We start from the raw sequence: 25,036 nt of genomic DNA, 5'->3' as shown, positions 1-25,036 counted from the left end.
AATTAGATTACAAAATGCTAATAGATAATTCATAATAGTTATATTTAGATTAATTGTTGTGTCCTTTTTCTTGATTTTTCTTCTTTCTATCTATTACTTCACCAGTTCACTTCGTTCGTGTGCAAATCCGCGCTATCGGGCATTTATAATTTCTACTCATATCTGATTTTTTATCAAATATAATAAAATCAGTTTTTATTTAGAACCACGCGAAAGATTCGCGCGGGAGCGGGGGTCGCTATCCGTTAGAGGACATATCTAAGTTATCAGATTTTTTTGTACTTCTAATAAACTTATAAAAAAAGATAATAATTAATACAAAAACAAAAGTATCTAAAAAAATCATCAAATAATCTAAATAAGAAATTCCAGAGTAGTCAATAGTTCTCTTTTTCCCAAAAAAAACAAAAAAAGATAGTCCAATTAGATAATATTCTATTATTAACGACCCTATAAAAGCTAATAAATATAAAACTGTTTTTATTTTTATTTTCTCCATTTTGTTTTGTAATTGTTTTAACTAAATCTTGCCAAAATTTATTTTCTGCGTTACCACGCGAAAGGAACCGTGAGGCAGTGGGGATTAAATTAGTTTTTCATTAATCTTAATTCATTCTCTCTTATTGAATTAATAAATTTTTTTAACTCCTCGCTGTTATAAAAATCCAAACATTTCATTAAATATAAATTATTATTAGAATCATAAGATTTATACTCTTTTTTATTCCAATCCGTTATCATTTTAGAATAATCTTCATTTTGAAAAATATATTCTCCTTTTAAATTTATTAGCTGTATGTAGGTAGAACCATCTTTATATTTTACAGGTTCATTTGTAGTAGCTTGATAATAACAATCACAAAAGGCTTGATTTTTTACCTTTAATAGTTCTTTTTCTAAATTCTGATTTGTGTTGTTTTGTGCACTTATCAAACATGAATAAAATAAAATAATAAAAATCTTTTTCAAATTTAATTGTATCATTGGCTACTTTTATTGATTTTGCTTGCTTAAGAAAACCCTATTGATAACGCAATTTAGTATTTTTATACGATACGTCAAACAAATTCTTATTTTTACATTCTAAATAAATGTACATGCAACTCAGTTATTGGGAACTTAAAAATTGGTTTACGCAGGTAGATTTCACTATTGTGGGTAGTGGCATTGTAGGGTTACACACCGCTTTGCGACTGAGAGAAAAATACCCTGCTGCCAAAATTTTAGTACTTGAAAAAGGGATTTTACCCCAAGGAGCAAGCACAAAAAATGCAGGTTTTGCTTGTTTTGGCAGTATTTCCGAGATTCTTGACGACTTAAAAACACATTCTGAAGAAGAAGTATTCCAATTGATACAAAAAAGATACGAAGGACTGCAATTGCTTCGAAAAAACTTAGGCGACAAAACGATTGACTATAAACCATATGGTGGTTATGAAGTTTTTTTAACCAAAAACGAAAGTACTTTTGAAACGTGTGTACACAGTATTCCAAAAATTAACCAATTGGTTAAACCCTTGTTTAAAGAACCCGTTTATCATATACAAAACAACCCTTTTCAATTTAAAAACTGCTTTGACTCCTTTATAGTTAACTCGTTTGAAGGGCAATTAGATACAGGTAATATGATGGAGGCGCTACTTAAAAAAGCAATTGCAAATGGAATTCTTATCTTAAACAATCAAACCGTGAGCGCCTACACAGAAGGAAATGACAGCGTTGAAGTGGTCACAAACGACCTTTCCTTTACTACGCATAAATTACTTTTTGCCACTAACGGATTTGCTCGTGAATTAACTAATAATGAAGTATTACCTGCTCGTGCGCAAGTATTAATTACTGAACCTATTGAGAATTTAAACATTAAAGGCACGTTTCATATTGATAAAGGTTACACGTATTTTAGAAATATAAATAATCGCATTTTAATAGGTGGCGGACGCAATTTAGATATTGATGGTGAAACAACAACCTCATTAGACACCACCGAATTGATTCAGCAACATTTGGAAGATGTTTTAAAAAATGTAATTTTGCCAGATACACCTTATAAAATTGCGCATCGCTGGAGTGGTACCATGGGAGTAGGTTTACAAAAAAAAACGATTGTAAAACAACTTAGCAACAATGTATATTGTGGTGTTAGAATGGGCGGAATGGGTGTAGCAATAGGAAGTTTAATTGGTAAAGAATTAGCAGATTTAATATAAATGGCAGCTACAAAATCAAACACAAAATCAACGCCTACAAAAGGGAAAGTGTCTTTAAAAAAAAGAATATTCAAATTGATTTGGAAAACAATTCTTTGGTTTAATATCATCAGTTTATTTTTTGTCATCCTCTATAAATTTGTACCCGTTCCTTTTACACCCTTAATGGTGATAAGGCATTTTGAAAATTCATTTGATGGGAAAGATATAGAAACAAAACACACTTGGGTGCCCATTGAAGCAATTTCTAAAAACCTTCAAAAAGCAGTAATTGCGAGTGAAGATGGTAACTTTTGCCACCATAGCGGTTTTGACTTTAAAGCGATGCAAAAAGCAGCTATGGGTAATTTTAAAGGAAAACGATTAAAGGGCGGAAGTACGATTTCGCAACAAACTGCAAAAAATGTATTTCTTTGGCAAGGAAGAAGTTATTTTAGAAAAGCGCTTGAAGCCTATTTTACAGTACTTATTGAAATCATTTGGGGAAAAGAACGCATCATGGAGGTGTATTTAAACAGCATCGAAATGGGCGATGGTGTCTATGGAGCCGAAGCCGCTTGTCAGCATTGGTATGGAAAAGATTGTAAAAGTTTAACTCGTGTACAAGCTGCAGGCATTGCTGCCATATTACCTAATCCAAGAAAGTATAAACCCAATAGCGGTAGTGGCTACATCAATACTAGAAAAGCTAAAATTGCACGTTTTATTTTAATGACTAAATTAAGTTATTAAAAAAACCTGTAAAAGTGACTTTACAGGTTTTAAAATAGTATTTTATAAATCGTATTTATTTACAACTTTTTTATTCCCATATTATATAAGGTAAAAGCCTGCATGTCTGCAAATTCTGCTATAGTAGAACTAACAGATTTTCCCGCTCCATGACCAGCATTTACATCAATACGAATTAATACTGGATTGGAACCCGCTTGTTTTTCCTGTAAATTAGCCGCAAATTTAAAACTATGTGCGGGTACTACTCTATCATCATGATCACCTGTTGTAACTAACGTCGCTGGATAAGCAACTCCGTTTTTTACATTATGTACAGGTGAATAGCCTTTTAAATAGGTAAACATTTCTTGACTTTGCTCTGCTGTTCCATAATCATATGCCCAACCCGCACCTGCTGTAAATGTATGGTAACGTAACATGTCTAATACCCCAACACCTGGTAAGGCAACTTTAAACAAATCGGGGCGTTGTGTCATACATGCACCAACTAATAACCCACCATTTGATCTTCCGGAAATAGCTAAAAAGTTTGAAGATGTATATTGTTTTTGAATTAAGTATTCTGCAGCTGCAATAAAATCATCAAATACATTTTGTTTTTTTTGTTGAATGCCAGCGTCATGCCATTCTTTTCCATACTCGCCTCCACCTCTTAAATTTGCGACAGCATATATACCTCCATTTTCAAGCCAAACCGCATTGGCAATACTAAATGATGGTGTAACACTTATATTAAAACCACCGTAACCGTATAACATAGTAGGATTATTGCCGTCTAGTTTTAGGCCTTTTTTGTATGTAATAATCATAGGTATTTTTGTACCGTCTTTTGAAGGATAAAATACTTGTTCAGAAGTGTATAATTCGGAATTAAAATCGACTTTAGGTTTTTGATAAATAGTCGATTCCCCATTGCTAACATTATATGCGTAGGTTGTTCCAGGTGTTACATAATTTGTAAAAGAAAAATACAGTGTTTTTGCTTCTTTTTTGCCCCCAAAACCACTAGCTGTTCCAATTCCTGGTAATTTAATTTCTCTTACTAAAGTACCATCATAGTTGTATTGCTTAACAAATGACAAAGCATCTTTCATGTATTGTGCAAAAATATAACCTCCTCCTGTTGAAATAGATAAAACATTCTTTGTTTCTGGAATAATTGTTTTCCAATTTGATTTAACGGGATTCGTTACGTCTAAAGCAATTAACTTTTTATTAGGTGCATCTTCATTTGTACTAATAAAAAATAAATTTCCTTTATTATCTACTACATCATAGTCATAGTTCATGTAATCAATAAGCGTTTGAATTACAAAAGTAGGTTTGTTTAAATCAACTACATATAATTCATTTCCGCTTGTAGCATTTGCAGCCGTAATTATTAAATAACGATTATCTTCAGTTACTGAGCCTCCTACATAACGTCTTTTAAAATCTGCACCAAAAACGACTTTGTCTAATGACTGTTTTGTACCTAATTTATGATAATATAGTTTGTGTTGGTCTGTTTTGGCAGAAAGTTCACTTCCCGTTGGTTTGTCATAGCTCGAATAATAAAACCCTTCATTTTTATACCAGGAAACACCACTAAATTTGATATCGACTAATGTATCGCCAATGATTTCCTTTGTTTCGGCATTCATGACAATTACTTTTCGCCAATCGCTTCCTGCTTCTGAAATTGAATAAGCAACTAGTTTTCCATCATTGGTAAAATTAAGTCCCGCTAAAGAAGTTGAACCGTCTTTTGAAAATGAGTTTGGATCTAAAAAGACTTCTTCTTTTCCTGTATTATCTTTTCTATATAATACAGACTGGTTTTGTAAGCCGTTATTTTTATAAAAATAAGTATATTTTCCTTCTTTAAAGGGCGCTGAAATTTTTTCATAATTCCACAGCTTTTGCATACGCTCTTTTAGTTGATTTCTAAAAGGAATTTGATCTAAATAACTAAATGTTACCTTATTTTGCTCTTTTACCCAATTTTCGGTTTCAACGCTTCTATCGTCTTCTAACCAGCGGTAAGGATCTTCAATTTCATTAGAAAAATAAACATCTTTATGTGCTGCTTTTTTTGTTTTTGGATATTGAATAGAATGTTGAGCTATCATTGTTGATGAGGCTAATAGTGTTGTGAGTAAAATAATATTTTTCATTTTCAATTTTTTAATTATGAATCACAAATATACTAAATCTATAGACTAAAATTTAAACCAAAAATTACATTCCGTCCCATATTATACATTGCTTCAGATTTTAATCTTGACAAATGGGCAATATATTCTTTATTTAAAACATTTGTCCCCGATACAAACAGTTTAAAATTTACTTTATTCCAATGCACATCGGTTCCTATACCCGAACCGAGAAGTAAATAATCAGGTGTAGGCGTTTCAAAGCTGCTGATTCTGTTTTGTGCCAATGTATAATTTGCTTGCACAAATACATATGCATTTTTGAACGTTGAATTGATGTTAAAACTAGCTTTAAAATTATTTTTCCAAACATTAGCGGGAAGTAAAGGCAAATTTAAGTCACCTCTTTGTTGGCCAATAACCATTTCATAACTACTCGTTATGTGTAACCAATCGAAAGGATGTGGATGAAAATGTATTCCTGCTTCGCCACCAAATAAAGCGGCATTGTTTTGAGTGTACTTGTAAACGACATTACCATCAATTTCAGTACCCGTTGGTTGAATAAAAATGTAATTCGTAATATGATTATAAAAACCATTAACAAAAAAATCAAAGTGCTCTTTTGTGTAATCAACATTTAAATCAAATTGCACATTTTGTTCGTTTTTCAAGGCAACATTACCTATTTCATACCGATTGCTACCTTCGTGTACCCCATTTGAAGTTAGTTCGGCTAAATTTGGCGCTCTAAATCCTGTTGCTACATTAAATCTTGTAACAACTGCGTCATTCCATTTTGATTTTACGCCAAATGCAACATTAAAACTTTCAAATTTTCTATTTACGGTAGGAAAAAATCCCTCTTCGCCTTCCTCGCCAAAAGTTGAAGCATTTATTTTTCTTTGATCGTAACGTAAACCGAGCTGAAGCACATTTTTGGAAAAATTAACCTGAGTTGTTGCAAAAAGACCAATATCAGACATCACTGCATCTGGAATTAAGCGTTCTGCTCCATAATTCATATTTTTTTGATGCAGTCCTTGGATACCAATTATATTTTCAAACTTACCGTAAGTTGGTAAATAATAGCGTATATTATAATTAAATGTTTTTAACTTCATGTTTAACGCTACCTCATCTGGACTTTCAATTTCTTTTCTATTATTGAAAACATAACCAATTGTTGACTCTAAACGTGACTTAGTAAAAAATATTTTTTGATTTAAACTCAATATATGATTATCAATACGCTGACTTGGAAATAAAGGCGTTCTAAATTGTACATCAACCAGATTACGTTCTGGCAATCCTAGATTTAAATAATTATAATTATAGCGTAAATCTGCCGTATATTTTGATGTTTCATACGCCGTGCCTAATTTAATATCTTTCTCAATAAATCGAGTATTAACAACAGATTCGCCATTTGGTGTTTTATAATCGGCATATGTAGTATAGTTATTTTGCCACAAAAATTTAAACGAGTCCGATGACGATTTAACACTAAAAGAAGTATTGGACCCTTGTGTATTAGAATGAAAAATTTGATTTAATTCCATATTTGTTTTTCCACTCATGGTGTACTTTTCTGGATTAAAATAGAGCACGCCACCCATAGCATCAGAGCCATATAACAATGAAGCCGGACCTTTAATTATTTCTACACTCTCTAAACCATTTGCATTTAATCCTAAACCATGTTCTTCTCCAAATTGTTGATTTTCTAATCGAATGCCTTGCGCATAGGTCAAAACTCTATTGCCACTCAAGCCTCGAATAATGGGTTTGCCAATAGAATTACCTGTTGCTATTTGACTTACACCAGGATGAATAGCTAAAGCATCCGAGAGATTAACGACTCCTTGACTCTGTAAATTTTTTAATGTCAAATGATCTATTTTCATGACATTCTCTTTTTGTGTCTTATTAAAAACAGAAGAAACAAGTACTTCATCGATATGATGTGCATGTGTTTGTAACGTAATTTCAACTTTTTTGTTTTCATTAACCGCAAGTTGAAATGTTTCTGATTTTATTTCAAATCCTTCTTTTTCTATAAGTAAAGTGCATGTTCCAACAGGAATATTTGTAAGTAAAAAATCTCCGTTCTGATTTGAAAATGTATAACTATTAGATTCGTAAACGGTAATTTTTGCGTTTATAATTGGTTTATTGGTTTCTGATTTTAGTGTCCCAAAAACTGAATTTTGAGCAAATGCCACAAACGAATAACTCATCAAAAAGATGAGAAAAATATATTTTTTCATATACGTTTAAATTTTATTGATTTAAATTGCTATTTCTTGCCACAGATTTATAGGATTAATAAGGATTTTTAAAAATCCCTGTCAATCTGTGTAATAAGTGGCTGCAATATTTATTCGATTCTGACCCGAGCTTACGAATTGACGAAGTAAACAAGTTCAAAATAAAAAAACTTAAACTAAAGGTGGACCTCTATGAGAATAAAATAAAAACTCCTTTTCTTTAACTATAGAAATATAGTTGTCAATAAAATGGAATTTGGATTGAAGATTTATGAATTTAAATGTAAAAATTTCTGAAGAAAGAAATGCAGCAAACTCAAATTCGCAGACTGGACATTCTTCTTTCTCTGTGTATAGCTTTTTGTAAGCGATTGTTTTTACATTGTTCGAATGTTTTGCTTGGAGATGATGATGTGCTTCATCTATAAAAATATGTAAAGACTGATAGCAAATGGCAAATATCATTACTATCAGTACTAAAAAATTAATCTTTACATACTTGTATTTCATTTAATTACACTAAACTATTTGCTACTAAATATTCTGCTATTTGAATCGTGTTTGTGGCCGCTCCTTTTCTTAAATTATCGGCTACTATCCACATGTTTAATGTGTTAGGTTGACTTTCATCTCTTCTAATTCTACCTACAAATACATCGTCTTTACCCTCAGCATATATTGGCATAGGATAAGTATAAGTGTCCAAATTATCTTGTACCGTAACACCTGGGGTATGGTGCAGTAAATTGCGCACTTCGTTAACATCAAAATCTTTAGTAAATTCTACATTAACGGCTTCACTATGTCCTCCTACTACTGGAATTCTAATAGCGGTTGCAGTTACCTGAATAGCATCATTTCCAAGAATTTTTTGAGTTTCACGAACTAATTTCATTTCTTCTTTAGTGTATCCATTTTCTTCAAACACATCACATTGTGGAATAGCATTTCTATGGATTGGATACTTGTATGCCATATCGCCTTGTATGCCTTTGTATTCATTCTCTAATTGCTGAACCGCTTTAACTCCTGTTCCTGTAATGGATTGATAAGTAGAAACAACAATTCTATTGATACCATATTTTTGGTGTAAAGGCGCTAATGCCATTACCATTTGAATGGTAGAGCAATTAGGATTGGCAATAATTTTATCTTCTTTAGTAAGCACTGAAGCATTGATTTCTGGAACCACTAATTTTTTGGTAATATCCATTCTCCACGCTGACGAATTGTCAATCACTGTTGTTCCTGCAGCCGCAAATCTTGGGGCCCATTCTTTTGAAGTATCACCTCCAGCAGAGAACAAAGCAATTTCTGGTTTCATTTCAACGGCTGTTGCTAAACCTACTACTTTATATGTATTCCCTTTCCAAGTGATTTCTTTTCCAACAGATTTTTCTGAAGCAACAGGAATTAATTCTGTTACTGGAAAATTTCGTTCTGCTAAAACTTGTAACATAACTTCTCCCACCATTCCTGTGGCTCCTACTACGGCTACTTTCATTTTATATAAATTTTAAAGTTGTGCAAAATTAAAAAGAAATAGTCAACATTAATCAATTTATTTGTTAGTAAATAAAAAACTGCCCGAAGGCAGCTCTATTATTTTACTATAGTATTTAATAAATTTGTTAATTCAGAAGATGAAGGTCTTGGTGCATCTGCATTCACAATTTTTCCATCAGGGCCAATTAAAATAAATCTTGGAATTCCTTGAATTTTATATCCTGTTACAAAATCGGAACGCCAATCTTTATCTGCTAGCACTTGTACACCTCCTAATTGTTTTTCAGTAACAAATTTTTTCCATTTTTCTTTGTCTTTAAGCACATCAACAGAAATACTGACAAATTCAATGTTTTTTCCATGAAAAGCCTCTTCTGCTTTTTTCAAATGTGGAATTTCAGCTCTACAAGGACCACACCATGTTGCCCAAACATCTACATAGACATATTTTCCTTTAAAATCTTCTAATTTAATAATTTTACCCTCAACATTTTCATACGCAAATGTTGGTGAAACAGAACCGTTCAATTTCTTTACCTCTAAAGAACTTTTAATATATTCAGTAATTCCTTTAATATTTTTTTCAGTAGACTCTTTAACTTTAGTAACAAAATCTGCATTCAAATTAGAAGCTAATCTGTTCATAACATTACTTCTAAAATTTTCACTTTTTTTAGTTAAATCTGCTTCGTCAGTTGCTGTAAATAATAATTCCATATCCGCTTCTTGTGTTAGCGTTTGTTGTGCTAAAAAATTATTTTCTGCAGCATCTGTTCCATCAAATTTTAAGGTTTCATCAAATTTAGAATAGTCTAATGTTGCTTTTAAATTTGATTTATTTGTTAAATATAAATCCGCATACTGTTCGCCTGTATCTAATTTATAAAATCCATCTGTGACAGCAAATGATGCGCTAAAAGTTCCTTTTTTATCTGCAACAATCATCTGGTTAAACCCTTTTCCTCTTACATATATTGTATCTGAGGGCTTATTTAACATGTTGATTGTAAGTTTTGCTTGTGCAAAAGAGGTAAGAGAGAAAAGTGTAACCACTAATGTCCCAAAAAATGTGATTTTGTTTTTCATTTGTGTCGATTTAGATTTATTTAAAGTGTAAAAATAATTTTTTTTAGCATACTAAATTAAAAATTCTTGTTAAGATTATTAATTAATACAACCACAAAAAATTAAAAATATTATACTTTTGCAAAAAAATAATAGAAATGTACAGAAGTCATTCTTGTGGTGAATTAAATGCATCACACATCAGTCAAGAAGTTACCGTTGCCGGTTGGGTGCAAAAATCTCGTGATAAAGGATTTATGATTTGGGTTGATTTAAGAGATCGCTATGGAATTACCCAATTAATTTTTGATGAAAGTAGAACTGCGAAAGATGTATTCGAAAAAGCAAAAACACTTGGTAGAGAATTTGTTATACAAGTAAAAGGAACTGTGATTGAACGTGAATCTAAAAACAAAAACATTCCAACTGGAGATATAGAAATACTTGTTACCGAATTAGTTGTTTTGAATGAAGCGCAACTTCCGCCCTTTACTATTGAAGATGAAACAGATGGTGGTGAAGACATTAGAATGAAATACCGTTACTTAGACATCAGAAGAAATCCTGTTAAAAACAGTTTATTATTCCGTCATAAAGTAGCCATGGAGGTAAGAAAATACCTTTCTGATTTAGATTTTTGTGAAGTAGAAACGCCTTATTTAATAAAATCTACACCTGAAGGTGCTCGTGATTTTGTAGTGCCGAGTAGAATGAACGAAGGACAATTTTATGCTTTGCCACAATCGCCACAAACTTTCAAACAATTGTTAATGGTGGGTGGAATGGATAAATATTTTCAAATTGTGAAATGTTTTCGCGATGAAGACTTAAGAGCCGACAGACAGCCAGAATTTACACAAATTGATTGTGAAATGGCTTTTGTAGAACAAGAGGACATACTAAACACATTTGAAGGACTTACCCGTCACTTACTTAAAGAAATAAAAGGAATTGATGTTGCTACGTTTCCAAGAATAACGTATGACTACGCCATGAAAACCTATGGTAATGACAAACCAGATATTCGTTTTGGAATGAAATTTGGGGAATTAAACACCGTGGCTCAACATAAAGATTTTGGTGTATTTAATGCTGCGGAATTAGTAGTAGGTATTGCCGTTCCAGATTGCGCCGCTTTTACCAGAAAAGAAATTGATGGGTTAATTGATTGGGTAAAACGCCCTCAAGTTGGAGCAAGCGGAATGGTGTACTGTAAATATGAATTAGATGGTTCGCTTAAATCTTCCGTGGATAAATTTTATGACCAAGAAGACTTAAAAAAATGGGCAGAACTAACGGGTGCCAAACCAGGAGATTTAATTTTAGTTTTATCAGGACCAGCAGATAAAACAAGAACACAATTGAGCGCATTGCGCATGGAATTAGGCAACCGATTAGGTTTAAGAAAACCGGATGAATTTGCTCCCTTATGGGTTGTAGATTTTCCTTTGTTAGAATGGGATGAAGAAAGTAAAAGATATCATGCTATGCATCATCCATTTACTTCTCCCAAACCTGAAGATTTGCATTTACTGCAATCTGAGCCTGGAAAAATTAGAGCCAATGCCTATGACATGGTGTTAAATGGTAATGAAATTGGTGGGGGTTCTATTCGTGTCCATGATAAAGATTTACAAGCTAGAATGTTTGAATTGTTAGGTTTTACGAAAGAAGAAGCAGAAAATCAATTTGGCTTTTTGATGAATGCTTTTCAATATGGGGCACCACCACACGGAGGATTAGCTTTTGGTTTAGATAGATTAGTAGCAATACTTGGCGGACAAGAAACAATCAGAGATTTTATTGCATTCCCTAAAAATAATTCTGGAAGAGATGTAATGATTGATGCACCTTCTTTTATAGATGAAAAACAACTCGATGAATTGCATATTAAATTGAATATTTTAAAATAATTACAACATTTTCTTGGATAGTAATTCTAAATGACTATATTTGAGCATTATTAATTATTTTAAACGCATAATAATGCAAACAGGAACAGTAAAATTCTTCAATGAATCTAAAGGTTTTGGATTCATCACTAACGAAGAAACAGGCAAAGACATCTTTGTACACGTAACAGGAATTAAAGTAGACAATTTAAACGAGGGAGACCGCGTAAGTTACGAAGAAGAAGAAGGTAGAAAAGGAATTGTAGCAACTAATGTAGTCATCATAAACGATTAATTTATTACCTGAAAAACGCTCCTAAACGGAGCGTTTTTTTTATGCCTTTATTCAATATTATTTAGATTGAATTTAAATAATCATATTTTACCAAAATATGTTTCGTATTTAGGTATAAAATTTTGATAATACATATAGACAAATTAATTTTGTGGCTCATTTAAAATGGCATAAAAATGCAAACTTCACAACACGATTTTATACCCATCTTTATGCAGGTACTGCTTGCTGTAGGATTTGTTGGAGGAACTATATTGATTTCCAATTTATTAGGACCAAAAAGATCTTCCGAAAATAAAAATAAAAGTTTTGAATGCGGCATCGAATCCGTAGGTAACGCACGTATACCTTTCTCTGTAAAATACTTCTTAGTAGCCATACTTTTTGTATTATTTGATGTAGAAGTTATATTTATGTATCCATGGGCCGTTAATTTTAAAGAAATGGGAATTGATGGATTAGTAAAAATGGGAATTTTCATGATCTTATTGCTAATAGGTTTCTTCTATGTTATTAAGAAGAAAGCATTAGTGTGGGAATAAATATTTGCAAAAAATGGAAAAATCAGAAAATGTTAAAATGGCAGATGCTCCTGAAGGAATTCAAGGAGAAGGATTTTTTGCGACACGATTTGACCAAGTTATTGGTTTAGCTCGTGCTAATTCGCTTTGGCCTCTACCTTTTGCTACATCATGTTGTGGAATTGAATTTATGGCAACTATGGCCTCACATTATGATTTGGCAAGATTTGGTTCAGAGCGTGTGAGTTTCTCTCCACGTCAAGCAGACATGTTATTAGTTATGGGGACTATTTCCAAAAAAATGGCGCCTATACTACGACAAGTATACGAACAAATGTCAGAACCTAGATGGGTTATTGCAGTAGGTGCTTGTGCTTCATCAGGAGGAATATTTGACACCTATTCTGTACTACAAGGAATTGACAAAGTATTACCTGTGGATGTATATGTTCCAGGATGCCCACCAAGACCAGAACAAATTGTAGATGGCGTAATGCAATTACAAGAATTAGTGAAAAACGAATCAACACGCAGAAGAAATTCTGAAGAATATAAAGAATTACTAGCTTCCTATAACATAGAGTAATAATGGCTTTAGAATCATTAGACATACAAAATAAATTACAAGACACTTTTGGAGAAAAAGTGAAACACTTTAGAACTGAATATGATATGTTCGTTTTTGAAGTGGAATCACCTTCTATTGTTGAAGTAATGAGATATCTTAAAGAAGATCCTTCTTTAAATTTTAATTTTTTAACAGATGTTTGTGGGGTACACTATCCAGAAAGCCCTGTGGAAGAACAATTTTGTGTGGTCTATCACATGCACAATTGGTTTGAAAACAAAAGAATTAGAATCAAAGCTTTTTTAAGTGGTGAACACCCACATATTGAAACTGTTTCAAATTTATTCCTTTCGGCCGATTGGCAAGAAAGAGAAACATATGATTTTTATGGAATTCATTTTGATGGACACCCAAATCTATGCCGCATATTAAATATGGACGAAATGATATCGTTCCCACTAAGAAAAGAATTCCCAATGGAAGATTCTGGACGAACAGATAAAGATGACCGTTTCTTCGGAAGAACAATCAATAATGCTTAATTTTTAAGAAATGGGGAAAGTAGTATTACCAGCAGATCATCGCTATTACAAATATATAGAAGAGCGTCATAATGAAGATGGAAGTGAATTAGCTATTCTAAATCTTGGTCCAACACACCCTGCTACACATGGTATCTTTCAGAATATCCTTTTAATGGATGGTGAACGAATCCTTGATGCAGAGCCAACAATAGGCTATATTCATAGAGCTTTTGAAAAAATTGCCGAAAATCGTCCGTTTTATCAAATTACACCCTTAACCGATCGTATGAACTATTGTTCGTCACCAATAAACAACATGGCTTGGTGGATGACATTAGAAAAATTACTTAATATCGAAGTCCCAAAAAGAGCACAATATTTACGTGTTATTGTAATGGAATTAGCTCGTATTGCAGACCACCTAATTTGTAATTCAATTTTGGGTGTAGATACAGGAGCATATACTGGGTTCTTATATGTGTTTCAATTTCGTGAAAAAATCTATGAAATCTACGAAGAAATCTGTGGCGCTCGTTTAACTACAAACATGGGTAGAATAGGTGGTTTTGAAAGAGATTGGAGTCCCGCTGCATTTGAAAAATTAAATACTTTCTTAGAAGAATTTCCTAAAGCATGGGAAGAATTTGAAAGTCTATTTACAAGAAACAGAATTTTTATTGATAGAACGGTAAATGTAGGTCCAATTTCTGCTGAAAAAGCAATTAGTTATGGATTTACAGGTCCAAATTTAAGAGCTGCTGGCGTAGATTATGATGTCCGTATAGCACAACCTTATAGTTCTTATGAAGATTTTGAATTTGACGTGCCTGTAGGTAAATCAGGGGACACATACGATCGATTCTGTGTTAGAAATGCAGAAGTTTGGGAATCCCTAAAAATTATTCGTCAAGCCTTAGACAAATTACCTGAAGGTCCTTATCACGCAGATGTACCCGATTATTATCTTCCACCAAAAGAAGATGTATATAACAACATGGAAGCCTTAATTTATCACTTTAAAATTGTTATGGGAGAAGTTCCTGTCCCAGTTGCTGAAGTGTATCATCCAGTAGAGGGTGGTAATGGAGAATTAGGATTCTATTTAATAACCGATGGAAGTAGAACCCCTTATCGTTTACATTTCAGAAGACCTTGCTTTATTTATTACCAAGCCTATCCTGAAATGATAAAAGGAGCGATGCTTTCAGATGCAATTGCAATATTATCAAGTTTAAACGTAATCGCTGGCGAATTAGACGCTTAAAAAAATGGAAGTATCAAACGCAACGCAAAATATTAGTATCACGCCAGAATTAATGGCTCGAATTAATGAATTGATCGGTCATTATCCTGCCGATAAAAAGAAATCTGCTTTAATCCCTGTATTACATGAAGTACAAGATGCTCATGATAATTGGTTGAGTGTTGATTTGCAAAACAAAGTAGCAGAAATTTTAGAAATTCAACCTATTGAGGTTTATGAAGTAGTTACTTTTTATACCATGTTTAATACAAAACCCGTTGCAAAATATATGTTCGAATTCTGTAGAACATCTTGTTGTGCTACTCGTGGTGTAGAAGATTTAATGGATTACGCTTGTGAAAAATTAGGCGTTAAAGAAGGTGAAATTTCTAAAGACGGATTATTTCAATTTGTTGGTGTTGAATGTTTAGGAGCCTGTGGATATGCACCTATGTTACAATTAGGTGATTTCTATCACGAAAAATTATCTAAAGAAAAATTCGACCAATTGATTGAAGATTGTAAAGCTGGTAAAATAACCTTACACGATAAATAATACCATGGGGAGAAAAATATTATTAGAAAAAATAACTATTCCGGGTATCAAAACCTATGAAGTTTACCGTCAAAACGGAGGATACACTTCAGTGGAAAAAGCATTTAAAATGACTCCTGATGAAGTTACTGAAGAAGTAAAAACTTCAGGTCTAAGAGGTCGAGGTGGAGCAGGATTTCCTGTAGGAATGAAATGGAGTTTTATCGATAAAAAATCTGGTAAACCAAGACATTTAGTTTGTAATGCAGATGAGTCTGAACCAGGCACGTTCAAAGATCGTTATTTAATGGAATACATTCCTCACCTTTTAATTGAAGGAATGATAACTGCTAGTTATGCTTTGGGTGCAAACTTGTCCTATATCTATATTAGAGGAGAATATATGTGGGTTTTTAAAACCCTAGAACGAGCAATAAAAGAAGCATATGCTGCTGGATGGTTAGGAAAAAATATTCAGGGCTCGGGTTATGATTTAGATCTTCACGTACACTGTGGTGCTGGTGCCTACATATGTGGTGAAGAAACAGCTTTAATTGAATCATTAGAGGGAAAAAGAGGAAATCCTCGTATAAAACCTCCATTCCCAGCAATCAGTGGTTTGTGGGCTAACCCTACAGTAGTTAATAATGTAGAATCCATTGCAGCAGTGCCATGGATTGTATTAAATTCTGGTGCTGAATATGCTAAAATTGGTATTGAGCGTTCAACAGGTACCAAATTAATTTCTGCTTCAGGGCATATTAAAAATCCTGGTGTGTATGAAATTGAATTAGGTGTTTCTGTTGAAGAATTCATCAATTCAGACGAGTATTGTGGCGGTATGATTGATGATAGACCTTTAAAAGCTTTAGTTCCTGGAGGTTCATCAGTACCTATTTTACCTGCTCATTTAATTTATAAAACTGCTGCAGGAACAGATCGATTAATGACTTATGAATCGTTATCTGATGGCGGTTTTGCTACAGGTTCAATGCTAGGTTCTGGAGGATTTATCGTTTATAATGATACCACTTGTATTGTAAGAAACACTTGGAATTTCTCAAGATTTTACCACCATGAAAGTTGTGGCCAATGTACCCCATGTCGTGAAGGAACTGGCTGGTTAGAAAAAGTATTACATCGTATCGAAAATGGTCACGGTCGTGAAGAAGATATCGAATTATTATTAAGTATTCAAAGTAAAATTGAAGGCAACACTATTTGTCCTCTAGGAGATGCTGCATCTTGGCCAGTTGCTGCAGCAATTCGCCATTTTAGAGAAGAATTTGAATACCACATACGATTCCCAGAAAAAATAAAAAATAGAGATCACTTTGTGCATGAACCATTTGAAAAAGTTCGTCACCTAGTAAGTAATCAAACTGTATAAACAAATGAAAGTAACCATAGACGGACAAAGCGTAGAAGTAGAACCAGGAACAACCATCCTGCAAGCTGCTCGTATGATTGGTGGTGATTTAGTGCCACCAGCCATGTGTTATTATTCAAAATTAAAAGGAAGTGGTGGAAAATGTCGTTGCTGTCTTGTAGAAGTAAGCAAAGGTAGCGAAGCAGACCCTAGACCTATGCCAAAACTTGTGGCCTCTTGTGTTACAGGCTGTATGGATGGTATGGAAGTTAATAGTAAAAAATCGGAAAGAGTAACCGAAGCTAGAAAAGCAGTAACTGAATTTTTGTTAATCAATCACCCTTTAGATTGTCCTGTTTGTGACCAAGCAGGTGAGTGTAATCTACAAGACTTGAGTTTTGAACATGGTAAAGCCCAAACACGTTTCATTGAAGAAAAAAGAACGTTTGAACCTGAAAATATAGGCGATAAAATTCAACTCCACATGAATCGTTGTATTTTATGCCAACGTTGTGTTCAGGTTGCAGACCAACTTACAGATGGACGTGTACATGGCGTATTAAATAGAGGCGATCATGCTCAAATTTCTACCTGTGTTTCAGCGGCTATTGACAATGAATTTTCGGGTAATATGATTGATGTTTGCCCTGTAGGAGCTTTAACCGACAAAACATTCCGTTTTAAATCAAGAGTTTGGTTTAATAAACCTTACAATGCACATAGAGATTGCGACAAATGTTGTGGTAAAACTACGGTTTGGATGTTTGGAAACGAAATTCAACGTGTTACTGGTCGAAAAGATGAATATGGTGAAGTAGAAGAATTTATTTGCAACACCTGTCGTTTTGACAAAAAAGAGGTATCTGATTGGGTAATTGAAGGACCAAGAAAATTTGAAAAAGATTCTGTAATCAATCAAAATAACTACACTAGAGAACTAGACAAAGTAGAAATTAATACAGAAAGTCACATTTTGTTTGGTCGAGAAGAAGACCGAAAAAAAATTAGTATGGCTGGAGTTCCACTTAAAAAAGAAGATAACTAATGGAAAGCGCATTTATTATTGAAAAAAGTGTAATCATAGTTACTGTTTTTGCTTTAACAATGTTAATGGCGATGTATTCAACGTGGGCAGAACGAAAGGTAGCTGCGTTTTTACAAGACAGAGTTGGACCAAACAGAGCAGGCTGGGGTGGTTTATTACAACCGCTTGCTGATGGAGCTAAATTATTTTCAAAAGAAGAATTTTTTCCAAATACACCTAACCGCTTTTTATTCATCTTAGGCCCAGGAATTGCGATGAGTACGGCTTTAATTACAAGTGCAGTTATTCCATGGGGAGATAAAATCGAAGTATTTGGCAGAACCGTTCTTTTACAAGCAACTGATATTGATGTATCTATCTTATATATTTTTGGCGTACTATCAATAGGTGTGTATGGCATCATGATTGGAGCTTGGGCTTCAAATAACAAATACTCCTTAATGTCAGCAGTTAGAGCGTCATCTCAAATGATTTCTTATGAGGTAGCCATGGGATTAGCTATGATTGCCATATTGATGATGACAGGTTCTTTATCCCTTAAAGAAGTTACAGAATACCAAGCCCAAAATGGTTGGAATATTTTATATCAACCTGTAGCATTTATCATTTTCTTAGTCTGTTCATTTGCAGAAACAAACCGAACTCCTTTTGATTTAGCAGAATGTGAATCAGAATTAATTGGGGGCTACCATACCGAATATTCATCTATGAAAATGGGATTCTATTTATTTGCAGAATATGCTAATATGTTTATTTCATCAACTATTTTAGCTATAGTGTTTTTGGGTGGTTATCATTTCCCGGGTATGAATTGGGTATCAGAAAATTGGGGCGTAAACATTGCTGCTTTATTAGGCTTTTTATCTCTATTTGCTAAACTTTGTTTCTTCATCTTCTTTTACATGTGGGTAAGATGGACGATTCCAAGATTTAGATATGACCAATTGATGCATTTAGGATGGAAAATATTAATACCATTAGCTGTAATTAACATTATTGTTACTGGAATTGTAATGGTTGTATTTAAATAATATAAAGGATTATGTCAGTAGAACAACTATCATTATCGGGAAGAAAAAAAGTAGTTTCTAACAAAGAAATGACTTTTATTGAAAAAATGTATTTGTGGGCAATTATCAAAGGATTGTTAACCACAATTAAACATTTATTTAGAAGAAAAGTAACCATAAAATATCCAGAAGAAGTTCGTGCTTTTAGTCCGGTTTACAGAGGACAACATATGCTCATGCGCGATGATGAAGGCAAAGAAAGATGTACTGCGTGTGGTTTATGCGCTTTATCTTGCCCTGCAGAAGCTATAACTATGAAGGCTGCAGAACGCAAACCTGAAGAAAAACACTTGTACAGAGAAGAAAAATATGCTGAAATTTATGAAATCAACATGTTGCGTTGTATTTTTTGCGGTTTATGTGAAGAGGCTTGCCCAAAAGAAGCTATCTATTTAACCAAATCAAAGAAAATTGTAAAAGCAGATTATGACAGAGAAGATTTCATTTATGGCAAAGATAAATTAGTCATGCCTCTAGAAATGGCTATTCAAAATACAGTAACAAATACTATTAATTAATTATGTTAGAGATTGTTTTCTATATATTATCGGCAATAACACTAGGAACAGCTTTTTTAACTGTTTACAGTAAAAATGCCATTCATAGCGCTATTTATTTAGTGGTATGTTTCTTCACCTTAGCAGGACACTATGTGTTATTTAATGCACAATTTCTAGCTGTTGTTCATGTTATTGTATATGCAGGTGCCATTATGGTATTATTACTATTTACTCTAATGTTAATGAACTTAAACAAAGAAGATGAAACCTCTAAGCCTAAATGGACTGTATTTGCTGCTTTAATTTCGACTTGTGTACTTGGCGTTGTATTAATTGCTGCTCTAAAATCTGCACAACCAGAAATGCTAGATTATACAACTACAGGTGAAGATTTTCAGTCCATCAAAGTATTGGGAAAAGTATTGCTAAACGAATATCAAGTTCCATTTGAATTTGCTTCTGTGTTACTTCTAGTCTCTATGATTGGTGCAGTATTAATTTCTAAAAAAGAAGAAAAAATATAACTATGAATGTATTACAAGAAATAGGTATTCAAAATTACATCATTTTAGCTGCGCTGCTATTTTGTATTGGAGCCTTTGGTTTATTATATAGACGTAATGCCATTATTATGTTCATGTCTATTGAAATTATGTTGAATGCAGTAAACTTACTACTTGTTGCTTTTTCGGTTTACCATCAAGATCCAAGTGGTCAAGTATTTGTGTTTTTTACAATGGCAGTTGCTGCAGCAGAAGTAGCTGTAGGACTAGCAATTCTAGTTTCTATTTTTAGAAATATTGGAAATATTGACATTGATAATTTAAAAAATTTAAAAGGATAATCAGCTAATGGAGACAACTATTTTACTTTTATTATTTGCGCCTTTAGTTGGTTTTTTAATCAACGTTTTCTTCGGAAAGATGCTAGGTAAAACCCTATCAGGAAGTATTGGAACAGTAGCTGTAGTACTATCATTTTTATGTACGCTTTGTTTGTTTTCTCAAATCAATGCTGGTGAAACAATTCCAAAATTTCATTTAGCAGATTGGTTTACATTAGGAAAAATTAAAGTTAATTTTGATTTTCTTTTTGACCAATTATCTGTTTTATGGTTATTATTTGTTACTGGAATAGGTTCATTAATCCACTTATATTCTATTAGCTATATGCATGATGATGAAAATATGCATAAGTTCTTTTCTTATTTGAACTTGTTTATTTTCTTTATGATTACATTGGTAGCAGGAAGCAACCTATTAATCATGTTTATAGGCTGGGAAGGTGTAGGTTTATGCTCTTATTTACTCATCGGTTTCTGGTATAAAAACCAAGAGTATAATGATGCGGCTAAAAAAGCATTCATTATGAACCGTATAGGAGACTTAGGTTTCTTAATTGGAATTTTTGTATTAGGTTTCTATTTAAATACATTAGATTTTATGGAAATCAAAGCCGCTTTAGGTACTAATGTAATTACTCCTGCTCTATTGTCAGTTGCCGCGCTTTGTTTATTCATTGGTGCTACGGGAAAATCAGCACAATTACCACTTTACACTTGGTTACCCGATGCAATGGCTGGACCAACACCTGTATCGGCATTGATTCACGCAGCTACGATGGTAACGGCTGGTATATTCATGATTACAAGAATGAATTTCTTATTTGAGCTCACACCAGATGTAAAATCGGTAATTGCTATCGTTGGTGCAATAACAGCTATAGTTGCTGCTGCCATTGGTTTGGTTCAAAATGACATTAAAAAAGTATTGGCTTATTCAACCGTATCACAATTAGGGTTAATGTTTTTAGCCTTAGGTTTAGGCGCTTATGAAGTGGCTGTTTTTCACGTTATAACTCACGCTTTCTTTAAAGCATGTTTATTCTTAGGTTCAGGTTCTGTGATTCATGCCTTACATGGCGAACAAGATATGCGAAACATGGGCGGACTTAAAAAAAGTATGCCTATTACATTTTGGACCATGATGATTTCTACTTTGGCTATTTCAGGAATTTTTCCATTTGCAGGATTTTGGTCAAAAGATGAAATATTATTAACCGCTTTCCATCATAATACTATTTTATGGGTCTTAGGCTCAGTTGCTTCTATTATGACTGCTTTTTACATGTTCAGATTGATATTTCTTACTTTCTTTGGTGAATTTAGAGGAACGGAAGAACAAAAACATCATTTACATGAAAGCCCAGCTTTAATTACAATTCCATTAGTAATTTTAGCGGTTTTAGCAACAATTGGCGGAGTAATTAATTTACCTGGAAGTAATTGGTTAAATCATTATTTAGCACCATTATTTAAAGGACATGAAGCACATCATTTAAATGGCACCGCCTATATGCTAATGGGTCTCGCAACAGCGGGTGCTTTAATCGGTATTGGTATTGCTTATAGTATGTACATCAATAAAAAACAAGTTCCTGAAGCAGATGAAAAAGCACAAGGTTTACATAAAATTTTAGCAAATAAATTCTATTTAGATGAATTATACATGGCTATTGTTGTACAACCAATTTATGCCTTATCTGCATTTTGCAAAAAATATGTAGAGCGTTTTGTTTCTAAGCTAGTATTTGGAACAGCTAATATTGCTTATGGCTTATCGCTGCAAGGGAAAAGAATTCAAAATGGAAATATTGGCGTGTATTTGTTCGCTTTTATTTTAGGAATTTGTGGTTTTTTGTTTTATTTATTTTTAAATCGTCAATAAAGAGTAATGAATATAAGTATTGTATTAATAGTTTTACTAGTAGGTGCGATTTTCACTTACTTTTCAGGAAACAAATGGGCTTCAAGAGTAGCAATTGCTTTTAGTCTAGGTGCTTTTGCCTTGACAATTTTAGCTTTAACTAATTTTTTAGCAGGTGAAAACTTAAATGTAAATTTGCCGTGGTTAAGTATGCCTGAAGTTACTTTTGCCTTGCATGTTGATGGATTGGCATTAGCCATGCTTTTATTAACAACAGGTTTGTTACCTCTAATTATTGGAACAGGTTTTATCACAAAATTTGAAAACGAAAAATCAATCTATGCATTAATTTTAGTAATGGGCACAGCCATGGCTGGTACTTTTTTAGCCGCAGACGGATTAGTGTATTATATTTTCTGGGAAATTGCTTTAATTCCAATTTATTTTATTGCCTTACGATGGGGTAATGGTGAAATTGAAGAACGCAGAAAAGCAATCTTAAAATTTTTCATCTATACTTTTGCTGGTTCATTATTTATGTTAATAGCATTTATCTACATGTATAGTAAATGTGCAAGTTTTGCCATTGATAAATTATATGCCTTATCGCTAACAGGTACTGAAAAAACATATATTTTCTTAGCTTTCTTTTTGGCTTATGCGATTAAAATTCCTATAATACCTTTCCATACATGGCAAGCAAATACGTATAGTAAAGCGCCAGCAATTGGCACCATGCTATTGTCTGGTATTATGCTTAAAATGGGATTATATAGTATATTAAGATGGCAATTACCATTGTCTGATGGTGCTGCAAAGGCACACGTACCTATTATTGTTTCTATATGTATTGCTGGCATAATTTATGGCGCTATCCTAACACTAAAACAAAAAAACAGCAAGAAATTCTTAGCTTATTCATCACTTTCTCACGTAGGATTAATTGCTGCAGGATTATATTCTTTAACCTATGAAGGGTTCCAAGGGGCAGTGTTACAAATGCTTTCGCATGGATTAATTATTGTAGCCTTATTTTATTGTATTGAAATTATTTATAATAGATATCAAACTTATTCCATAAATGAAATGGGAGGCATTCGAACTCAAGCAACCAAATTTGCTTCATTATTCTTGATTGTAGTATTAGCCTCTGTTGCCTTGCCTACAACCTTTAACTTTATTGGAGAATTTAATTTACTTTATAGTTTATTTAAAGTAAACGTTTGGTATGCAGTTGTAGCGGGTACTACTATCATTTTAGGTGCTTTTTATATGTTGCGCATGTTCCAAAAAAGTATGCTGGGCGAAAGCACAAAAGCATTTAAAGAAATTACTTTTTCAGAAAGTTTAGTTTTATTAATTATTGTTGGTACTACCATTTTCTTTGGTCTATTTCCACAGCCCATAATTGATTTAATTAAACCAAGTTTACTAAATATATTAAACCAAATTAACTAAGAATCACTAGAAATGAGTACATTAATAGCTATAGTAGGAATCGGGATACTTTGTTTATTATTAGAAATAATTAACTTAAGAAAAGTTATTATTCCTATAACCATTGTCTCGCTTATGGCGTTGTTTGGTTTAACTATTACCCATAACTTACCCCAAATACAAGGTTATGAATCTATGATAGTAATGGATTCATATGCTAATGTGTTTTCAAGTTTATTTATATTACTAACTGCGCTTTTAGTTCTTTTAAGTGCACCTAGCTACGCTAAAAGTTCAAAAGTATCAGACTTTATCTCTATTAAAGTATTTATGCTTTCAGGGGCTGTAGCGATGGTAAGTTTTAATAACATTTCCATGTTCTTTTTAGGAATTGAAGTCTTGTCCATTGGTCTTTATGTGTTAGCAGGAAGTGATCGCTTAAACATAAAAAGTAATGAAGCTGGAATGAAATATTTCTTAATGGGATCATTTGCTTCAGGTATTTTATTGTTTGGTATTGCCATGTTGTATGGCGCTACGGGTGCGTTTGATGTGCCAACATTGCGTGAGGCATCTATATCAGCTACTACGGAATATTGGTTCTATATCGGTGTCATCTTATTAACTATAGGCATGTTATTTAAAGTCGCTGCTACCCCAATGCATTTTTGGGCTCCCGATGTATATGAAGGCTCACCTACACAAGTAACAGCTTTAATGAGCACCTTAGCAAAGGTAACAGCTATGGCCTCATTCTTTAAATTAGTAGGAATATTAAACACCTATATGTACGATGAGTACAAAGAAGTAATTGTGGTAGTTACCATTGCAACCATGTTTTTCGGTAATGTAATGGCATTACGCCAAAAAAAATTAAAACGAATTTTAGCTTATTCTGGTATTTCTCACACTGGATTTATGCTTATGACACTTTTAAACATTGAGCATGCACAAAACAATTTACTGTTTTATACCCTGTCGTATGCAATTGCTGGGTTAGCCGCATTTTCAGTAGTTTTATTTGTTACTAAAAAAGAAGACAATTGTAAAATTGAAAATTTTAACGGCTTAGCAAAAAGATCGCCTTTAATGGCCTTTATTATGACAATTGCTACGTTGTCAATGGCTGGAATACCAATTTTAGCGGGATTTTTTGGCAAATTATTTATTCTTGGACAAATTATTCAAGATGGGTATTTAGCCTTAGCTATATTTGCCATTATTAACTCTATGATAGCTGTTTTTTATTATTTCAAAGTAATTATTGCTATGTATATGAAAGAAGAGTCAGAAGATAATGAATTAGCAAACCATTCTGAATATTATATCGTGGGTATAGTAGCTACAGTTTTACTTGTGCTTATTGGCTTATTCCCAGATTACGTTCTGAATTTAGTATAAAGATTAGCCT

General features: G+C 33.0%; 25 protein-coding genes. 18 read left to right on the top strand and 7 right to left on the bottom strand.

The genetic code is table 11. From position 1 onward, the window contains the following. Positions 1–238 precede the first annotated feature (238 nt). Both RF683_RS01345 and RF683_RS01340 read right to left on the bottom strand, forming a co-directional pair. Complete coding sequence (locus tag RF683_RS01345) at positions 239–499, bottom strand: hypothetical protein (protein WP_309532437.1); 261 nt, start codon at positions 497–499, stop codon at positions 239–241. An 89-nt stretch (positions 500–588) separates the two neighbouring features. After that, positions 589–984 (bottom strand): hypothetical protein, encoded by a 396-nt coding sequence (locus RF683_RS01340; RefSeq protein ID WP_309532436.1) that lies wholly within the window; start codon positions 982–984, stop codon positions 589–591. A 113-nt stretch (positions 985–1,097) separates the two neighbouring features. Here RF683_RS01340 and RF683_RS01335 point away from each other — a divergent pair, with 113 nt between their 5' ends. Both RF683_RS01335 and mtgA read left to right on the top strand, forming a co-directional pair. After that, positions 1,098–2,210: an NAD(P)/FAD-dependent oxidoreductase gene (locus RF683_RS01335; protein WP_309533181.1), complete on the top strand. Its 1,113-nt coding sequence runs from the start codon at positions 1,098–1,100 to the stop codon at positions 2,208–2,210. Continuing rightward, positions 2,211–2,942: a monofunctional biosynthetic peptidoglycan transglycosylase gene (gene mtgA / locus RF683_RS01330; protein WP_309532435.1), complete on the top strand. Its 732-nt coding sequence runs from the start codon at positions 2,211–2,213 to the stop codon at positions 2,940–2,942. Between the two features lie 59 nt (positions 2,943–3,001). On the opposite strand, the gene RF683_RS01325 is transcribed toward mtgA, so the two are convergent. The 5 genes from RF683_RS01325 to RF683_RS01305 form a co-directional block, all read right to left on the bottom strand. After that, the gene (locus tag RF683_RS01325) at positions 3,002–5,056 is read right to left on the bottom strand and encodes a prolyl oligopeptidase family serine peptidase (RefSeq protein ID WP_309533180.1); all 2,055 of its coding nucleotides are present in this window, start codon (positions 5,054–5,056) and stop codon (positions 3,002–3,004) included. Positions 5,057–5,139: 83 nt separating this feature from the next. Beyond that, a complete protein-coding gene (locus RF683_RS01320; RefSeq protein WP_309532434.1) occupies positions 5,140–7,350 on the bottom strand; it encodes a TonB-dependent receptor in 2,211 nt (736 codons plus the stop codon). A gap of 171 nt (positions 7,351–7,521) precedes the next feature. Next, positions 7,522–7,815 carry a hypothetical protein gene (locus RF683_RS01315; protein WP_309532433.1) on the bottom strand — a complete coding sequence of 98 codons (294 nt, stop codon included), beginning with the start codon at positions 7,813–7,815 and terminating at the stop codon, positions 7,522–7,524. Positions 7,816–7,864: 49 nt separating this feature from the next. Then, positions 7,865–8,854, bottom strand: coding sequence for an aspartate-semialdehyde dehydrogenase (locus tag RF683_RS01310; RefSeq protein WP_309532432.1), 990 nt, complete (start codon positions 8,852–8,854; stop codon positions 7,865–7,867). Between the two features lie 98 nt (positions 8,855–8,952). Next, the gene (locus RF683_RS01305; protein ID WP_309532431.1) at positions 8,953–9,942 is read right to left on the bottom strand and encodes a TlpA family protein disulfide reductase; all 990 of its coding nucleotides are present in this window, start codon (positions 9,940–9,942) and stop codon (positions 8,953–8,955) included. A gap of 137 nt (positions 9,943–10,079) precedes the next feature. Between RF683_RS01305 and aspS the strand changes: the two genes are divergently transcribed. From aspS to RF683_RS01225, 16 genes are all read left to right on the top strand, one after another. Continuing rightward, positions 10,080–11,834 carry an aspartate--tRNA ligase gene (aspS, locus tag RF683_RS01300; RefSeq protein WP_309532430.1) on the top strand — a complete coding sequence of 585 codons (1,755 nt, stop codon included), beginning with the start codon at positions 10,080–10,082 and terminating at the stop codon, positions 11,832–11,834. 73 nt (positions 11,835–11,907) lie between these two features. Next, positions 11,908–12,108: a cold-shock protein gene (locus RF683_RS01295; RefSeq protein WP_298655265.1), complete on the top strand. Its 201-nt coding sequence runs from the start codon at positions 11,908–11,910 to the stop codon at positions 12,106–12,108. A gap of 176 nt (positions 12,109–12,284) precedes the next feature. Next, positions 12,285–12,650, top strand: a complete 366-nt coding sequence (locus RF683_RS01290) for an NADH-quinone oxidoreductase subunit A (RefSeq protein WP_309532429.1) — start codon at positions 12,285–12,287, stop codon at positions 12,648–12,650. A gap of 13 nt (positions 12,651–12,663) precedes the next feature. Further along, positions 12,664–13,215, top strand: coding sequence for an NADH-quinone oxidoreductase subunit B (locus RF683_RS01285; protein ID WP_309532428.1), 552 nt, complete (start codon positions 12,664–12,666; stop codon positions 13,213–13,215). A 2-nt stretch (positions 13,216–13,217) separates the two neighbouring features. Further along, positions 13,218–13,739, top strand: coding sequence for an NADH-quinone oxidoreductase subunit C (locus RF683_RS01280; RefSeq protein WP_309532427.1), 522 nt, complete (start codon positions 13,218–13,220; stop codon positions 13,737–13,739). Positions 13,740–13,749: 10 nt separating this feature from the next. Further along, positions 13,750–14,985, top strand: coding sequence for an NADH dehydrogenase (quinone) subunit D (nuoD, locus tag RF683_RS01275; protein WP_309532426.1), 1,236 nt, complete (start codon positions 13,750–13,752; stop codon positions 14,983–14,985). A 4-nt stretch (positions 14,986–14,989) separates the two neighbouring features. Next, positions 14,990–15,520 (top strand): NADH-quinone oxidoreductase subunit NuoE family protein, encoded by a 531-nt coding sequence (locus RF683_RS01270; protein ID WP_309532425.1) that lies wholly within the window; start codon positions 14,990–14,992, stop codon positions 15,518–15,520. A gap of 4 nt (positions 15,521–15,524) precedes the next feature. Beyond that, the gene (gene nuoF, locus RF683_RS01265) at positions 15,525–16,889 is read left to right on the top strand and encodes an NADH-quinone oxidoreductase subunit NuoF (RefSeq protein ID WP_309532424.1); all 1,365 of its coding nucleotides are present in this window, start codon (positions 15,525–15,527) and stop codon (positions 16,887–16,889) included. Between the two features lie 4 nt (positions 16,890–16,893). Beyond that, positions 16,894–17,913, top strand: coding sequence for an NADH-quinone oxidoreductase subunit G (locus RF683_RS01260; protein ID WP_309532423.1), 1,020 nt, complete (start codon positions 16,894–16,896; stop codon positions 17,911–17,913). Next, positions 17,913–18,944, top strand: coding sequence for an NADH-quinone oxidoreductase subunit NuoH (gene nuoH / locus RF683_RS01255; protein WP_309532422.1), 1,032 nt, complete (start codon positions 17,913–17,915; stop codon positions 18,942–18,944). The genes RF683_RS01260 and nuoH overlap by 1 nt, the downstream gene beginning before the upstream one ends. A gap of 11 nt (positions 18,945–18,955) precedes the next feature. Beyond that, on the top strand, positions 18,956–19,501 hold the full coding sequence (locus tag RF683_RS01250; RefSeq protein ID WP_309532421.1) for a NuoI/complex I 23 kDa subunit family protein: 546 nt from the start codon (positions 18,956–18,958) through the stop codon (positions 19,499–19,501). A gap of 2 nt (positions 19,502–19,503) precedes the next feature. Next, positions 19,504–20,007 (top strand): NADH-quinone oxidoreductase subunit J family protein, encoded by a 504-nt coding sequence (locus tag RF683_RS01245; protein ID WP_298655979.1) that lies wholly within the window; start codon positions 19,504–19,506, stop codon positions 20,005–20,007. Between the two features lie 2 nt (positions 20,008–20,009). After that, positions 20,010–20,327, top strand: coding sequence for an NADH-quinone oxidoreductase subunit NuoK (gene nuoK, locus RF683_RS01240; RefSeq protein ID WP_298655978.1), 318 nt, complete (start codon positions 20,010–20,012; stop codon positions 20,325–20,327). Positions 20,328–20,334: 7 nt separating this feature from the next. Further along, positions 20,335–22,209, top strand: a complete 1,875-nt coding sequence (nuoL, locus tag RF683_RS01235) for an NADH-quinone oxidoreductase subunit L (RefSeq protein ID WP_309532420.1) — start codon at positions 20,335–20,337, stop codon at positions 22,207–22,209. A gap of 6 nt (positions 22,210–22,215) precedes the next feature. Further along, on the top strand, positions 22,216–23,646 hold the full coding sequence (locus tag RF683_RS01230) for a complex I subunit 4 family protein (protein WP_309532419.1): 1,431 nt from the start codon (positions 22,216–22,218) through the stop codon (positions 23,644–23,646). Between the two features lie 12 nt (positions 23,647–23,658). Further along, positions 23,659–25,026, top strand: coding sequence for an NADH-quinone oxidoreductase subunit N (locus RF683_RS01225; RefSeq protein ID WP_309532418.1), 1,368 nt, complete (start codon positions 23,659–23,661; stop codon positions 25,024–25,026). The last annotated feature ends 10 nt before the right edge of the window (positions 25,027–25,036 follow it).

Source organism: Flavobacterium sp. 20NA77.7, assembly GCF_031326205.1.
GTDB lineage: Bacteria > Bacteroidota > Bacteroidia > Flavobacteriales > Flavobacteriaceae > Flavobacterium > Flavobacterium nakdongensis.
This window is presented reverse-complemented; position numbering and strand designations above follow the sequence as displayed.

Bases quoted from the DNA above. Each gene is read 5' to 3' on its own strand.
- RF683_RS01325 (WP_309533180.1), bottom strand. From the start codon at position 5,056: ATGATAGCTCAACATTCTATTCAATATCCAAAAACAAAAAAAGCAGCA.
- RF683_RS01225 (WP_309532418.1), top strand. From the start codon at position 23,659: ATGAGTACATTAATAGCTATAGTAGGAATCGGGATACTTTGTTTATTA.
- RF683_RS01270 (WP_309532425.1), top strand. From the start codon at position 14,990: ATGGAAGTATCAAACGCAACGCAAAATATTAGTATCACGCCAGAATTA.
- RF683_RS01230 (WP_309532419.1), top strand. From the start codon at position 22,216: ATGAATATAAGTATTGTATTAATAGTTTTACTAGTAGGTGCGATTTTC.
- nuoF (WP_309532424.1), top strand. From the start codon at position 15,525: ATGGGGAGAAAAATATTATTAGAAAAAATAACTATTCCGGGTATCAAA.
- RF683_RS01245 (WP_298655979.1), top strand. From the start codon at position 19,504: ATGTTAGAGATTGTTTTCTATATATTATCGGCAATAACACTAGGAACA.
- RF683_RS01310 (WP_309532432.1), bottom strand. From the start codon at position 8,854: ATGAAAGTAGCCGTAGTAGGAGCCACAGGAATGGTGGGAGAAGTTATG.
- mtgA (WP_309532435.1), top strand. From the start codon at position 2,211: ATGGCAGCTACAAAATCAAACACAAAATCAACGCCTACAAAAGGGAAA.
- RF683_RS01315 (WP_309532433.1), bottom strand. From the start codon at position 7,815: ATGATATTTGCCATTTGCTATCAGTCTTTACATATTTTTATAGATGAA.
- RF683_RS01260 (WP_309532423.1), top strand. From the start codon at position 16,894: ATGAAAGTAACCATAGACGGACAAAGCGTAGAAGTAGAACCAGGAACA.
- RF683_RS01345 (WP_309532437.1), bottom strand. From the start codon at position 499: ATGGAGAAAATAAAAATAAAAACAGTTTTATATTTATTAGCTTTTATA.
- RF683_RS01320 (WP_309532434.1), bottom strand. From the start codon at position 7,350: ATGAAAAAATATATTTTTCTCATCTTTTTGATGAGTTATTCGTTTGTG.
- RF683_RS01250 (WP_309532421.1), top strand. From the start codon at position 18,956: ATGTCAGTAGAACAACTATCATTATCGGGAAGAAAAAAAGTAGTTTCT.
- RF683_RS01335 (WP_309533181.1), top strand. From the start codon at position 1,098: ATGCAACTCAGTTATTGGGAACTTAAAAATTGGTTTACGCAGGTAGAT.
- nuoK (WP_298655978.1), top strand. From the start codon at position 20,010: ATGAATGTATTACAAGAAATAGGTATTCAAAATTACATCATTTTAGCT.
- RF683_RS01340 (WP_309532436.1), bottom strand. From the start codon at position 984: ATGATACAATTAAATTTGAAAAAGATTTTTATTATTTTATTTTATTCA.
- aspS (WP_309532430.1), top strand. From the start codon at position 10,080: ATGTACAGAAGTCATTCTTGTGGTGAATTAAATGCATCACACATCAGT.
- RF683_RS01280 (WP_309532427.1), top strand. From the start codon at position 13,218: ATGGCTTTAGAATCATTAGACATACAAAATAAATTACAAGACACTTTT.
- RF683_RS01295 (WP_298655265.1), top strand. From the start codon at position 11,908: ATGCAAACAGGAACAGTAAAATTCTTCAATGAATCTAAAGGTTTTGGA.
- nuoH (WP_309532422.1), top strand. From the start codon at position 17,913: ATGGAAAGCGCATTTATTATTGAAAAAAGTGTAATCATAGTTACTGTT.
- RF683_RS01285 (WP_309532428.1), top strand. From the start codon at position 12,664: ATGGAAAAATCAGAAAATGTTAAAATGGCAGATGCTCCTGAAGGAATT.
- nuoL (WP_309532420.1), top strand. From the start codon at position 20,335: ATGGAGACAACTATTTTACTTTTATTATTTGCGCCTTTAGTTGGTTTT.
- nuoD (WP_309532426.1), top strand. From the start codon at position 13,750: ATGGGGAAAGTAGTATTACCAGCAGATCATCGCTATTACAAATATATA.
- RF683_RS01305 (WP_309532431.1), bottom strand. From the start codon at position 9,942: ATGAAAAACAAAATCACATTTTTTGGGACATTAGTGGTTACACTTTTC.
- RF683_RS01290 (WP_309532429.1), top strand. From the start codon at position 12,285: ATGCAAACTTCACAACACGATTTTATACCCATCTTTATGCAGGTACTG.